At 75.2% G+C, this 12,692-nt stretch carries 11 protein-coding genes; 5 read left to right on the top strand and 6 right to left on the bottom strand.

Annotated features, from left to right (window positions below; translation table 11 throughout):
• Window positions 1-90 precede the first annotated feature (90 nt).
• Window positions 91-825 carry a (2Fe-2S)-binding protein gene (locus ACIRD3_RS17910; RefSeq protein WP_402217182.1) on the top strand — a complete coding sequence of 245 codons (735 nt, stop codon included), beginning with the start codon at window positions 91-93 and terminating at the stop codon, window positions 823-825.
• A gap of 123 nt (window positions 826-948) precedes the next feature.
• Here ACIRD3_RS17910 and ACIRD3_RS17905 read toward each other — a convergent pair whose 3' ends face one another.
• The 5 genes from ACIRD3_RS17905 to ACIRD3_RS17885 form a co-directional block, all read right to left on the bottom strand.
• Complete coding sequence (locus ACIRD3_RS17905; RefSeq protein ID WP_402217180.1) at window positions 949-2,001, bottom strand: hypothetical protein; 1,053 nt, start codon at window positions 1,999-2,001, stop codon at window positions 949-951.
• A gap of 158 nt (window positions 2,002-2,159) precedes the next feature.
• Entirely contained in the window at window positions 2,160-3,776 is a 1,617-nt protein-coding gene (locus ACIRD3_RS17900; protein ID WP_402217177.1) for an alpha-amylase family glycosyl hydrolase, read from the bottom strand.
• A gap of 236 nt (window positions 3,777-4,012) precedes the next feature.
• Window positions 4,013-4,633: a bifunctional 4-hydroxy-2-oxoglutarate aldolase/2-dehydro-3-deoxy-phosphogluconate aldolase gene (locus tag ACIRD3_RS17895; RefSeq protein ID WP_402217175.1), complete on the bottom strand. Its 621-nt coding sequence runs from the start codon at window positions 4,631-4,633 to the stop codon at window positions 4,013-4,015.
• On the bottom strand, window positions 4,630-6,393 hold the full coding sequence (locus ACIRD3_RS17890) for an amidohydrolase family protein (protein WP_402217172.1): 1,764 nt from the start codon (window positions 6,391-6,393) through the stop codon (window positions 4,630-4,632). Before ACIRD3_RS17890 ends, ACIRD3_RS17895 begins: the two co-directional genes overlap by 4 nt.
• A complete protein-coding gene (locus ACIRD3_RS17885; protein WP_402217170.1) occupies window positions 6,393-7,694 on the bottom strand; it encodes an amino acid deaminase in 1,302 nt (433 codons plus the stop codon). The genes ACIRD3_RS17890 and ACIRD3_RS17885 overlap by 1 nt, the downstream gene beginning before the upstream one ends.
• A gap of 293 nt (window positions 7,695-7,987) precedes the next feature.
• Here ACIRD3_RS17885 and ACIRD3_RS17880 point away from each other — a divergent pair, with 293 nt between their 5' ends.
• The 4 genes from ACIRD3_RS17880 to ACIRD3_RS17865 all read left to right on the top strand — a co-directional run bounded on the left by ACIRD3_RS17880 (window position 7,988) and on the right by ACIRD3_RS17865 (window position 11,271).
• Window positions 7,988-9,139, top strand: a complete 1,152-nt coding sequence (locus tag ACIRD3_RS17880) for a sugar kinase (RefSeq protein WP_402217167.1) — start codon at window positions 7,988-7,990, stop codon at window positions 9,137-9,139.
• Window positions 9,136-9,885 (top strand): IclR family transcriptional regulator, encoded by a 750-nt coding sequence (locus ACIRD3_RS17875; RefSeq protein WP_402217164.1) that lies wholly within the window; start codon window positions 9,136-9,138, stop codon window positions 9,883-9,885. The genes ACIRD3_RS17880 and ACIRD3_RS17875 overlap by 4 nt, the downstream gene beginning before the upstream one ends.
• Window positions 9,886-9,911: 26 nt before the next feature.
• Window positions 9,912-10,340, top strand: coding sequence for a RidA family protein (locus ACIRD3_RS17870; RefSeq protein WP_402217162.1), 429 nt, complete (start codon window positions 9,912-9,914; stop codon window positions 10,338-10,340).
• Window positions 10,341-10,551: 211 nt separating this feature from the next.
• Complete coding sequence (locus ACIRD3_RS17865; RefSeq protein WP_402217161.1) at window positions 10,552-11,271, top strand: DUF2470 domain-containing protein; 720 nt, start codon at window positions 10,552-10,554, stop codon at window positions 11,269-11,271.
• A gap of 468 nt (window positions 11,272-11,739) precedes the next feature.
• Here ACIRD3_RS17865 and ACIRD3_RS17860 read toward each other — a convergent pair whose 3' ends face one another.
• Window positions 11,740-12,690: a peptidoglycan DD-metalloendopeptidase family protein gene (locus ACIRD3_RS17860; RefSeq protein WP_402217159.1), complete on the bottom strand. Its 951-nt coding sequence runs from the start codon at window positions 12,688-12,690 to the stop codon at window positions 11,740-11,742.
• Window positions 12,691-12,692: the final 2 nt, after the last annotated feature.

Genomic DNA, 12,692 nt, shown 5'->3' with positions numbered 1-12,692 from the left:
CCCCACAGGGGAGGGCCGTTGAACCCCGCGCCCGATCCTCGCCCGTCCGCGGGCGAGGCCACGGGCAAGGACACGGACGGAGCCACGGGCGTGGCCGCAGCCGACGAGCCGCAGCCGCCCGACTACGGCCGACTCGCCGCCGTCGGACCGTACTTCGCGCTGGACACCGGCCCCGGCGGCACCCCGCCCGAGGGCTTCCGCCCGTTGCCCGAGCTGTACGCCACCGGCCCGGACGCGCCGCTGGCCGCCCGCCTGCGCGTGGTGGCCCGGCGGCTCGGCACCGCCGAACCCCGGGTCGCCGCCTCGATCCTGCACCTGGGGCTGGCCGCCCGCTTCTGGTCGGTGGGCCTCGGCTCGGCCGTCCTGCTGGGGACGGTCCCCACGCTGGAACACGCCTGGGCGCGGATCCCGGACCAGGGCCCGCTCGACCTGTGGACGCCTCCGGAGCCGGCCAACCTCTCCTCCGTGCCGCTCGCCGACCAGCTCCACGCGGCCGTCCTGGTGGGCCGCTTGGAGCCGCTGGCGGCCGCCGTCCGGGCCGCCGCCCCGCTCTCCCCGCGCCTGCTGCTCGGCAACGCCGCCTCCGCGCTGGCCGGCACGCTCCGGGTGCTGGACGCCCACGCACCGGGCCGCGCACGGGCGTTGGTCGCGGAGCTGCTGGACCGTCCGCCGCTGGCGGGGGCCGGCACACTGCGCATCGGCCCTCGCGGCACCGCGTTCCGACGGAACAGCTGCTGTCTCTACTACCGGCTCGGGCCGGGCGCCGGGCTCTGCGGGGACTGCTGCTTCACCGAGCCGCCCACCCGCGCCGAGCGCACCGACTGAGGCGGCCGCGTTCCGGCTCGCGTTCCGGCCCGCGTCCGGCTTGTCCAGGGCCGGGCGCGGGCCGCCGATCCCCGCCCGGTGCCGATGCCCGCGGCACCGGGCGGAGTCTTCCCGTGGGGGCGGTCAGACCGCGACCGCCTCCTCCATCTCCTCCTCGGCCTCCGCCGGCGTCTCCACCGGGCGGCGCCCGCGGCCCTCGTACACCGTCGCGGCCAGGACGGCCGCCCCGCCGAGCAGCAGCCAGACCAGCAGGGTCACGACGTGCCCGCCGAGGCCCGCGCCGCCGTCGAAGTAGAGCAGGCTGCGCGCTCCCTCCAGGAAGCCGGCGCCGGTCCAGAACCCGTGCAGGGCGCCGAAGAAGCCGTTCTGCAGCTCGGGGCGGTAGATGCCGCCGGAGGAGGTGAAGTTGAGCATCACGAACAGGACCATCATCGTCAGCGTGGTCCACTTCTTCAGGAAGCTGTGCAGGCCGATGCCGATCAGCAGGATGCCCGCCGAGTAGAGCCAGCCGAGCGCCCAGACCGCGGTGAGGTCGTGGTCGACGACGTGGAACACCGGCCCGGCGGTGACGATCCCGATCAGGCTGACCGCCAGCGAGACCGCCGCCCCGACCAGCACCCGGAGCCTCATGCTCAGCGCGGCTCCGGCGGCGCCGATGACCGCGACGCTCGCGTACGAGCCGATGCTCAATGCGACCAGCAGGAAGAACAGGCCCTGGCCGGTCGGATCGCCCTCGGCCGGAGTGGTCAGGTCGGTGACGCGCAGCGGGACGCCCTGCTGGTCGGTGACGTTGGTGAACACCGCCGTGGCGGCGACCACCGAGGTGTCCGAGTTCCCCTTGGCGACGATCAGCTCGGGACTCCGGGCGTCCGGCACGAAGGCGCCGACCAGGTCGCGGTCGCGCAGCTGCCGTTCGGCGGCGGCGCGGTCGTCGAGGATGCGGACGTCGAGCGCGTCCCCGGCCTTCTGCCGGATCGCCTGCGCCAGTCCGTGCGCCTGCGGCGTGGTGCCGACCACGGCGACCTCGAGGTGGCGCGGCTCCGGCTGGTGGAAGGCGCCCTGGTAGGCGAGCGCCATGCCGAGGCACATCAGCAGCGGGGTGATCAGGTGGACGGCGAGGTGCTTGAGCGAGTGCCCCGGCGTGGGCGCCGCGGCGGGGTTCTGGGGTGTGCTCATGGCGTTCGTACCGTCCTCCGGTGGTGTCTCATCCGCTTCGTAAAGATGGCAAATACAACCAATATGGATGGTAAATGCAACCGTTTACGTATGTAGCTTACAACCATCCTGCGGGCGCGGGGAAGCCGGCCCTGACCGACCGGCCTCCCCGTCCGCGTTCAGACCAGCTCGAACACCCCGTACGAGAACCCGTCCGCCCGCAGCTCCCCGTCCGCCACCCGCACGCCCTGCACCTCCAGCGGCCGCACCTCCAGCGGCCGCGCCCGCTCCGGCCGCACCTGCTCCGGCAAGCCGGACAGGCTCACGGCGCCCGGCTCACGGCGCGGGTTGACCGCCACCAGGTACCGCCCGGCCCGGGTGTACACCAGCGGGTACCCGGCGTTCCGGACCTCCACCCCGCCCCCGGAGCCCAGCCCCGGGTGGGCCCGGCGCAGCGCGATCAGCCGGCGCACGGCGTGCAGCAGCGAGGTCGGGTCCGCCCGCTGGGAGAGCACGTCCGGGCGGTGCGGGTCCGGGTCCACCGGCAGGTACAGCCGCTCGGGCGGCGCGCTGGAGAACCCGGCCGTGGCGCCGGGAGCCCACTGCATCGGCGTGCGCGAACCGGCCCGGTTGAAGCGCGGGCCGAGCGCGCTGCCCTCGGTGTCGGGCAGGCCGGGCAGGTAGCGCATGCCGATCTCGTCGCCGTAGTAGACGGCCGGGAGGGTGGGCCAGGTGAGCAGGAAGGCGAAGGCGGGGGCGAGTTGCTCGGCGGTGCGCGGGCCCGCGGCCAGCCGGGAGAAGTCGTGGTTCGCGGTCGGCAGCACGATGTGCCCGCTGCCCTCGGTGAGTTCGGCGGCCGAGCGCCAGGCGTCCAGGAAGTACTGCGGGGTGCCCCGGCCCTCGGCCTCGAAGTAGCACGCCTCCTGGTGCCAGAACTCCTCGACCGTACCGCCGTTGTTGTTCCAGAGGGAGCGCAGCGGGAGGCCCTGGTCCGCGCCGCCGAAGTGCAGGAAGAAGTCCGCGTGGAAGCCGGCCGCGACGGCGGCGGAGGGATCCCCCCACTCGGCGAGCAGCGCCGCCTGGGGATGGGTGCGGTCCAGCCAGTCGCGCAGCTCGGTCCAGAGCTTGGCCGTCTCGACCTTGCCCGGGTCGTCCTTGACCAGCGAGTAGGCCATGTCCACCCGGAAGCCGGACACGCCGAGGCCGAGCCAGTGCGCCATGATCCCGCGCAGCGCCGCCCGGTTGGCGCGCGGGCCCTCGGCGTCCACCGGCTGGCGCCAGGGCTCGTCCGAACGGCTGCGCGCGTAGCCGAAGTTGAGTGCGGGCTGACAGTCGAAGAAGTTCGGCCGGTACCAGCCGGGGCGGCTGCCGGGCGAGGCCACGAAGCCGTCCACCCGCCGGTCGGACCAGATGTAGCGGTGGTCGGCCGGGTCCTCGGCGGCGGCCAGGAACCACGGGTGGCGGTCCGAGGTGTGCCCGGCGACCAGGTCCAGCAGGATCCGGATGCCCTTGCCGCGGGCGGCCTCGACCAGCGCGACCAGGTCCTCGGTGCTGCCGTAGCGCGGGGCGGGGGTGAGGTAGTCGGTGATGTCGTAGCCGGCGTCGCGGAACGGCGAGGCGAAGCAGGGGTTGAGCCACACCGTGTCGACGCCGAGCCAGGCGAGGTGGTCGAGGTGGTCGGTGATGCCGGCGAAGTCTCCGATGCCGTCGCCGTCGGAGTCGGCGAAGGTCTGCGGGTAGATCTGGTAGAGGACGGCGTCGGCGAGCCAGTCGGGGCCGGGGCGGGTCGAGGTCATGGGCGGGTCCTCCTGCCGGGTCCGGGGCCCGGGGTGCACCGGGCGGGGCTGAGCCGGGCCGGACTCGGCCGGGGCCGAGCCGGGTGCCACCGATTCTCGTCCAATCCCGGCCGTCCCGACAGCCCCCGCCTCGCCCCCCTCACCGCTTCTCCCCGGACGGGCCGCTCGGTCCGGCCGCGTGCCGCTCGACCCGGCCGCGCTCCGTGCGCCCCGGCCGTGCTCCGTGCGTCCCGGCCTCACGCGCTCCCGCAGGCCGCCGTGAACACCCTGGCCCGCCGGGTGATCTCCGCCCAGTCCCCCGCCGCGACCGCCTCCGGCGGCACCACGTCGGTGCCCGCGCAGACCGCGAGCGCGCCCTGCTCCAGGAACTCGGCGGCGTTGCCCGCGTTCACCCCGCCCGAGGCCACCAGCGGGACGTCGGGGTACGGGCCGCGCAGGTCCTTGAAGTAGCCGGGGCCGAACGCCCGGGACGGGAAGATCTTGACGGCGGCGGCGCCGAGGTCGACGGCATGGGCCACCTCGGTCGGGGTGAGCGCACCGAGCACCACCGGCACCCCGGCGGCCTGCGCGGCCTGCGCGACCTCGGGCCGGCAGCCGGGCGTGACCAGGAAGGACGCCCCGACCGCGACCCCGCGCTCGGCCTGGTCCGCGGTCAGCACGGTGCCGACGCCGACCCGGTACCCGGCTTGCGCCGCACTTCGCAGATGCTTCGTCACATCAGGTGTGGTGTACGTGAATTCGGTCCAGCGGATGCCACCGGCGGCGAGCGCGGCGCACAGCGCCGGGGCGTCCGGGATCCGCGGCGCACGGACCACCGCGATCACCCGGTCGCGCCGCAGGGCGGGGAGGGAGTTCATACGGCGCGGACTCCTCGGCCGACGGCCCGGACCCCGCGGTCGGCGGGGCGGATTCCCCGGTCGACGGCCCGGGTTCCCCGGTCGGTGCGGCGCAGCGCGCGTCCGGGCCGGGCGCCGGTGGTGTGGCCCCGCCGGAGGACGGCGACGCCGTTGACGTACACGTCCTCGATGCCCTCGGCCGGCCGCCGGGGGTCCTCGAAGGTGGCGCTGTCCCGGATCCGCTCGGGATCGAACAGCACCAGGTCGGCGTGGTGGCCGGGGGCGATCCGGCCGCGCCGGTGCAGGCCCAGCCGGGCGGCGGGCCGTCCGGTCATCCGGGCGACGGTCTCCTCCAGCGTCAGCACACCCAACTCCCGGCTGTAGTGGCCGAGGTAGCGCGCGAAGGTGCCCCAGGCGCGCGGGTGCGGCCGGGCGCCGACCAGCAGCCCGTCGCTGCCGACGGTGTGCGCCCGGTGGCGCATGATCGCCCGGACGTTCTCCTCGTGCCCGACGTGCTGGAGGATCGTGGTGCCCAACTCGTCCCGGCGCAGTAGGTCCAGGAAGACCTCCGTGCCGGTCCGCCGCTCCTCGAGGGCGAGTTCGGCGACGGTCCGGCCGACGGCGGGTGCCAGTCCGGCCGACCGCACGCCGGAGATCTGGACCGTCGCCCAGTCGGTGACCACGCCGTGGCAGCCGTCGCTGCCCTTCTCCTCCATCTCGTACCGGATCCGGGCGCACTGCGCCGGGTCGGCGAGCCTGGCCAGCGTCGCCGTCGGCCCGCCCTCGGTGGCCCAACTCGGCAGCAGAGCAGCCAGGGTGGTGGAGCCGGGCAGGTAGGGGTAGCTGTCCAGGGTGAGGTCCACGCCGTCCGCGAGCGCCCGGTCGAGCAGGTTCAGCAACTCGCCGGCCCGGCCCCGGTTGACCCCGAAGTTCATCGTGGCGTGGGTCAGGTGCAGCCCGCAGCCGCTCCGCCGGGAGATCTCCACCATCTCCGCGTAGCCCTCCAACGCCCCTTCCCCGTAGGAGCGCTGGTGCGGAGCGTGGAAGCCCCCGTAGGCCGCGACCACGGTGCACAGCTCGACCAGTTCGGCGGTGTCCGCGTACGTCCCGGGGGTGTAGCTGAGTCCGCTGGACATGCCGACCGCGCCGTCCAGCAGGTTCCGCGCCAACACCTGCCGCATCCGGTCGAGTTCGGCCGGGGTGGGCGGGCGGTCGGCCCAGCCCAGGACGAGCGCACGGAGCGTGCCGTGCGGCACGAGGTAGCAGGCGTTGACGGCGACTCCGGTGCGGTCGATCCGGTCCAGGTAGCCGGCGGCGTCGCGCCAGTCCCAGTCGAGGTCGGCCGGATCGCCGTTCCAGCCCGCGAGTTGGCGGCGCAGCTCGGGCAGGGTGGTGTCGTCCACCGGGGCGTAGGACAGACCGTCCTGGCCGAGGACCTCACAGGTGACGCCCTGGGTGACCTTGGCCGGGTGGTCGGGTTCGAGCAGCAGGGCGAGGTCGGAGTGGGCGTGCATGTCGATGAAGCCGGGGGCCAGGACCAGCCCGTCGGCGTCGACCGCCTCGGGGGCGGTGAGGCGGTCGCCGATCTCGGTGATCAGGCCGCCGGCGATCCGCACGTCCGCCCGGTAGCGCTCGGCGCCGGTGCCGTCCACGACGGTGGCGCCCCGGAAGACCGTCGCACCCGTCCCGCCCGCACCTCCGCCCGGAGCGCCCGCACCCGCCCCGACCGCGCCTCCGCCCGGAACGCCCGCACCCGCCCCGCCCGCACCTGCCCCAGCCATCAGAAGAAGGTCCTGACGAGCCCGGTGACCTTCGGTTCGGCCGCGTCCGCCGAGTCCAGCACCGGGATCGCCGTCCACTTGTCGAAGGCCGTGCACGGGTGCGACACCCCCAACCGCAGCACCGCGCCGATCGGCGCCAGGTCGCCCGCGTCCCGCAGGAAGGCGTGCTGGTCGTTGAGCGCGGTGATCCGGGCCGCCGTACCGGTCAACTCCGCACCTCCGCGCACCCGTTGCGGCTCGGGCAGGCCCTCGTCGAAGGGCAGGTCGCGCTTCCCGGCGTCCAGCAGCGCGAGCTGCGGCTCGGGCCGGGAGATCACCCGGGCCCAGCCGTGCAGCGCACCACGGAACGGCGCCTCGCCGCCGGCCCGGGCGAGCGGTGAGATGCCCCGGTAGAAGCCGTCGTCGTGGGCGATGTACGCACCCGAGCGCAGCACCACCAGGGCGTCCGGCAGGTCCGTCAACTCCTCGACCACCAGGTCGAAGTAGGCGCTGCCACCGGCCGTGACCACCGGCGGCGCGTCGTCCGGGTAGGCGCTCGCGAGCCGGCCGTGCAGCCGGGCCAGCGCCCGGAGGTACTCGCGGACGGTGGCCAGTCCGCCGGCCGTGGCGTCGTGCGCGAGCGCGCCCTCGTACCCGCCGACGCCCGCGAGCCGCAGGGTGGGGGCGCGCAGCACGGCGGCCGCGACCTCGACGGCGGCGTCCACTCCGCGGGCGCCGGTCCGCCCGCGCGGGCCACCGAGTTCGACCAGCACCTCGACCGGCCGCGCGGCTCCGGCGGCGCGCAGCGCCTCGTCCATCAGCCGCACGCTCTCGGCGGAGTCGACCCAGGAGAGGAAGGCGAAGGACGGGTCCGCGGCCAACTCGCCGGCGAGCCAGGCGAGTCCGGCCGGGTCGAGCAGGGTGTTGGCGAGCAGGATCCGCTGCACCCCGAAGGCCCGGGCGACCCGCACCTGGGGCAGGTTGGCGAGGGTGATGCCGTGGCTTCCGGCGTCGAGCTGGGCCTGCCAGAGGGCGGGCGCCATGGTGGTCTTGCCGTGCGGGGCGAGCGCGACACCCGCCTTGGCGCACCAGTCGGCCATGGTGCGGACGTTGTGCTCGACCGCGGCACCGTCCAGGGTGAGCAGCGGGGTGCCGAGCGAGGAGAGGGTCGGACCGTCGGCCAGCCACTGCCGTACGGTGCGGCCCCATGACTCCGGCGGCGCGGCCTTGAACCGCCAGTCCAGCGGTTCGTCGGCCAGGGCCGCCACCGCGCCGCGGGCGATGCCCGGCCCGGTGCCACCGCTCGCGAAGGTCTGCTCCACCGTCTTCCTCCATCCACCGTGTTGCAACATGCGCAACGAGGGTTGCACATGCTGGCAGCACGGTTCTAGCATCGGCGCCGGATCACGGTCAACGGAACCGGCTCACACCGAACGGACCCGGCGAGCCCCGACCCGGACCCACCGAACACCGCCCCGGACCCACCGAACCCCGACCCGCCCCGGCCCCGACCCGGCCCCGCCCCGGCCCCAGGCCGGACCGCCCGGAACCGACGCACGCTCGACCGACCGGCCCCCGCACTCGACGGCCCGGCCGCAGACGAGGAGCCCCGCCCATGCCGCGACAGGACACCCAGGGCCCGCTCCGCCCGGGCCCACCCCCCGCAGCCGTGTGCGTGGGCGAGTCGATGGCCGTGCTGCTCCCGGACCGCCCGGGCCCGCTGGAGTCGGTGGAGCACTTCCGGCTCTCCGTCGGCGGCGCCGAGTCCAACGTGGCCGGTACGCTGGCCGCGCTCGGTGTGCCGACCGCCTGGATCAGCCGGGTCGGCGACGACGGCTTCGGCCGCCGGCTGCTCGCCGAGGTCGCGGCGCGCGGCGTGGACGTCTCGGCCGTCAGGGTCGACCCGCACCGCCCGACCGGCCTCTACCTCAAGGAGGTCGGTGGCACCACCGGCCACGACCACGACCTCGGCCCCGGCCGCAGCCGGCTGCACTACCACCGGCGCGGCTCCGCGGCCGCCGCGCTCTCCCCCGCCCTGCTCGCCGACCCGGCTGCCGCCGCCCTGCTGGCCGGCGCCCGCCTGCTGCACCTGTCCGGCATCACCGCCGCGCTCTCCGACGACTGCCTCGCCCTGCTGCGCGCCCTGCTCGCCGACCACCGTCCGGGCCGCTCCGTCAGCTTCGACCTCAACTGGCGCCCCTCGCTGTGGCGGGACCGCGATCCGGCCGTACTGCCGCCCCTGCTGGACGCCGCCGACCTGCTGCTGCTCGGCGCCGACGAGGCGCAGGCCGCCTTCGGCACCGGCCACCCGGCCGCCCTGCGCCGCCGCTTCCCGTCCCCCGCCACCCTGGTGGTCAAGGACGCGGACCGGTACGTCACCGCCGTGGAGCGGGACGGCACGGCGGTCACCGAACCGGCCCTCGCCGTGGAGGTGGTCGAGGCCACGGGCGCGGGGGACGCCTTCGCCGCCGGCTACCTGGCCGGCACCGTCCGCGGCCTGGACCAGCGCCGTCGGCTGCGGCTCGGCCACCTGAGCGCCGCCTGCGCACTGACCTCCCACGGCGACCAGGCCGAACTGCCGCCCGCCGCCGTGGTGTCGGCGCTGCTCGACGCCTCCCCCGACGACTGGGCCGCCACCCGGATCACCGCCGACGGCATCACCGGCCCGGCCCTGCCCACCGGCCGCGCGGCGCCCGCCGCCCCGGGCCGGCCCGGCCGCCCGAACACCATCAGCACGGACCCCAGTCCCCGGAGCGGAGCACGATGAGCCAGACCGTCACCCGCGCCCTGCGCATCCTCGCCGAGCTCGGCGAGGGCGAACGTTCCCTCGACCAGCTCGCCGAGGTGCTCGGCGTCCACAAGACGACCGTGCTCCGGCTGCTCCAGAGCCTCGAAGAGGAGCGGTTCGTCTACCGCGACGCGGCCTACCGCTACCACCTCGGCGCCGGCCTCTTCGCGCTCTCCGGCCTGGCCCTGGAGCAGCGCGGCGTCCGCCGGATCGCCGGCCCGCACCTGGCCGAGCTGAACGCCGCCACCGGCCAGACCGTGCACCTGGCCGCGTACGAGGGCGGCGAGGTGGTCTACATCGACAAGTTCGACTCCCGCCACCCGGTCCGCATGTACTCCCGGATCGGCCTGCGTGCCGCGCTGCACAGCGCCGCCGTCTCCAAGGTGCTGCTGGCCGACCTGCCGCTGCCCGAGCGCCGCCGGGTGGTGGCCGGGATCGACTTCGTCCGGCACACCGAGCGCACCCTCACCACCCCCGAGGCCCTGCTCGCCGAGCTGGAGAAGGTCGCCGCCCAGGGCTGGGCGCAGGACCACGCCGAGCACGAGGCCTTCATCAACTGCGTGGCCGCGCCGATCCGGGACGCCAGCGGACGGGTCGTCGCCGCCGCGTCCATCTCCGTCCCGGACGTCGTCCTCCCGTACGAAGAGGTGCTGGACCTCCTCCCGCAGTTGCTCGCCACCGCTCGCGCCGTCTCGGCCGACTGCGGCCGCCCCGACCACACCTGACGATCCGTCACACCCCAAGGAGATCCATGTCCGCCGAGCACGCCCCGACCGCCGGGAAGACCGAGATCCGCACCGACGGGGCCCCCGCCCCCGCCTGGGTGTTCTCCCAGGGCGTCCGCAAGGGCCCGATCCTCCAGGTCTCCGGCCAGGGCCCGCAGGACCCGGCGACCGGCGAGTACCTCCACCACGGCGACGTGAGGGCGCAGACCCGGCGCACCCTGGAGAACGTCAAGGCCGTCGTCGAGGCCGGCGGAGCGACCATCGAGGACGTGGTGATGTTCCGCGTCTACCTCACCAAGCGCGCCGACTTCCCGCTGATGAACGAGGTCTACGCGGAGTTCATCGAGGAGAACATCGAGCCCGGCGGCGTGAAGCCCTGCCGCACCACCGTCTTCGTCGAGCTCCCGCAGGAGCCGATGCTGGTCGAGATCGACGCCCAGGCCGTCATCGCCTGACGCCGCCCCACCCTCCAGGGCCCGGACGCCTCCCCTCGATGAACCCGCGTCCGGGCCCTCGGCACACCCGGGCTCCCGCCGCGCATCCCCGCCCGCCACACGCCCGCCCGCCGCCCCCTTGCCGGCCACGCCCCTGCCGGCCCCACCCCTGCTTGCCACACCCCACCGCCAACGTTAGGTTAGGCTCACCTAACCAACTGGAGGTCCGTCCATGAGCCTGCCCACCGGCGACACCGAGGTCCCCGAGCCCACCACCGCCGAACGGATCCTCAGCCTGCTCAGCACGACCTCCTCGCTCACCGTCCGCGCCCTGGGCGAGCGGCACGACCTGGACACCCCGGTCTCCGTCCACCGCTCCCGCCTGCGGATGCGCGCCCCGCTGGACGCGCCGCTCACCACGGCCCTCGCCCGCGCCGCCGAGGGCCTCGCCGTCGTCCTCGACGTCACCGACGTCTCCCCCGTCGCCGTCCGCGACCGCGTCCGCGCCCGCCTCACCCTGGCCGGCCGGCTGCGCTTGGCCCACCTCGCCGACGACGGCCTCAGCGTCCACCTGCACGTGGACGTCGCCCACGCCGTCCTCGCCACCCCGTACGGCACCGGCGCGGTCACCGCCGCCGAGCTCGCCCTCGCCGCCCCCGACCCGATGGCCCGCCACGAGGCCGCGATGCTCACCCACGTCGCCGACGAGCACCCCGACGCGCTCGACGCCCTCACCCGGCTGCTCGACCCGGCCCTGCTAGCCCGCAACCCCGACGTCCGCCCGCTCGCCCTGGACCGCCACGGCCTGGTGCTGCGCCTGGACCACCCGGACGGCCACCGCGACGTCCGCCTGGTCTTCCCCGAACCGGCCCGCGACACCGAGGACTTCGGCCGGCGGATGCACGAGCTGCTGTCCGCCGCCCGGTACGGCCTCCCGGCCCACCACAACTGAACCGCCCGGACCAACCGCGCCCCCTTCCCGCCCCCGCGGACGCACCGCTCGACCGCGTCCTCCAGTGCGATCCGACTCCCGCGGACCGCTCGCCGATCGCCACACCACCCCCGGACGGCCATCCGGCCCCCTCGTCTGCCCCGACGCTCCCGCCCGGACGGGCGCTGTCCCGCGACAGCAGCGGAGGCCGCGACCGCCCCGCGCAACGAGCCGACCATCCGACAACCGGCCACCGACCGAGCGAAGTTGACGCCCGCACCCGAAGGCCCCGAGGGCCCGGCACCCCGGAAACGGCAGCGGCCGGCCCGGCTCGCGAGGGAGGTTGGTCCCACGAGCCGGGCCGGCCTGGGCGTGTCCCGCGCCCATGTCCACTGTGCGGCGATCACCCGGTCGAGCGGTCACCCGACATGACCATCCCGGAGGATCGATTCGCTCCGCAGCAGCGGTGGTTCTGAAACCCCGGCAGGGTCAGAGCGCGACGCCGTGCGCGCGCAGGTAGGCGACCGGGTCGATGTCCGAGCCGTACTCCGAACCGGTGCGGATCTCGAAGTGCAGGTGCGGGCCGGTCACGTTGCCGGTGGCGCCGGAGAGGCCGATCTGCTGGCCGACGGTCACGGTCTGACCGATCGACACGCCGATCACGGAGAGGTGCGCGTACTCGGCGTAGTGGCCGTCGGCGAGCTTGATCTCGACCTCGTTGCCGTAGGCGCCGCCGTTGCCGGCCTTGACCACGACACCGTTGGCGACGGCGCGCAGCGGGGTGCCGGTGGAGGCGACGAAGTCCTGGCCGGTGTGGTGGCCGGAGGCCCACATCGAGCCGGCCACGCCGTAGGCGGTGCCGAGCTTCGGGTTGGCCAGCGGCGCGACGTAGCCGGAGGTCGCGGCGACCGGAGCGGCGGTCACGGCCGGGGCCGGAGCGGCGGTCTGAACCTGGGTCTGCACCGGGGCGGACGGCTTGGCGGCCTCGGTCTTGACCTGGACCTTCGCCTGCGGCTTGGGGGCGGGGGCCTGGGTGGCCGGAGCGGCCGGGGCGGCGGCGTGGCCGGTGAGCGCGAGCTGCTGACCCGGGAAGATCAGGTTCGGGTTGGCACCGACGACCGAGCGGTTCTGCTCGTACAGCGCGTGCCAGCCGCCCTCGACGTTCTTGGCGTCGGCGATCTTGGACAGGGTGTCGCCGCTGACGACGCGGTAGCTCTCGGCGGCCTTGGCCGCAGCGGCCGGCTTGGCCTCGGCGGCGGAGTCCGCGGCGGCGGCAGCGCTGGAGGCGGCGACCGGGGCGACCGGGGCGACCGGGGCGGTGTGGGCCTGGGCGCTCATCGCGGTGACGAGCGGAAGGGCGAAGGAAACGCCGGTGACGGCGGTGGCGATGCCGATGCGGGCGGCGCGGGGCAGGGCGATACGACGAGCCTGAGCAGGCATGG

The sequence above is a fragment of the Kitasatospora sp. NPDC093550 genome, from assembly GCF_044764985.1.
GTDB lineage: Bacteria > Actinomycetota > Actinomycetes > Streptomycetales > Streptomycetaceae > Kitasatospora.
Note: the sequence above shows the minus strand (reverse complement) of the source record. Positions and strands in the feature narration are given on the sequence as shown.

What these genes read in the sequence shown, in the direction of transcription:
- ACIRD3_RS17905 (WP_402217180.1), bottom strand. Translation starts at nt 2,001, where the DNA reads ATGAGCACACCCCAGAACCCCGCCGCGGCGCCCACGCCGGGGCACTCG.
- ACIRD3_RS17900 (WP_402217177.1), bottom strand. Translation starts at nt 3,776, where the DNA reads ATGACCTCGACCCGCCCCGGCCCCGACTGGCTCGCCGACGCCGTCCTC.
- ACIRD3_RS17895 (WP_402217175.1), bottom strand. Translation starts at nt 4,633, where the DNA reads ATGAACTCCCTCCCCGCCCTGCGGCGCGACCGGGTGATCGCGGTGGTC.
- ACIRD3_RS17890 (WP_402217172.1), bottom strand. Translation starts at nt 6,393, where the DNA reads ATGGCTGGGGCAGGTGCGGGCGGGGCGGGTGCGGGCGTTCCGGGCGGA.
- ACIRD3_RS17880 (WP_402217167.1), top strand. Translation starts at nt 7,988, where the DNA reads ATGCCGCGACAGGACACCCAGGGCCCGCTCCGCCCGGGCCCACCCCCC.
- ACIRD3_RS17875 (WP_402217164.1), top strand. Translation starts at nt 9,136, where the DNA reads ATGAGCCAGACCGTCACCCGCGCCCTGCGCATCCTCGCCGAGCTCGGC.
- ACIRD3_RS17870 (WP_402217162.1), top strand. Translation starts at nt 9,912, where the DNA reads ATGTCCGCCGAGCACGCCCCGACCGCCGGGAAGACCGAGATCCGCACC.
- ACIRD3_RS17865 (WP_402217161.1), top strand. Translation starts at nt 10,552, where the DNA reads ATGAGCCTGCCCACCGGCGACACCGAGGTCCCCGAGCCCACCACCGCC.
- ACIRD3_RS17860 (WP_402217159.1), bottom strand. Translation starts at nt 12,690, where the DNA reads ATGCCTGCTCAGGCTCGTCGTATCGCCCTGCCCCGCGCCGCCCGCATC.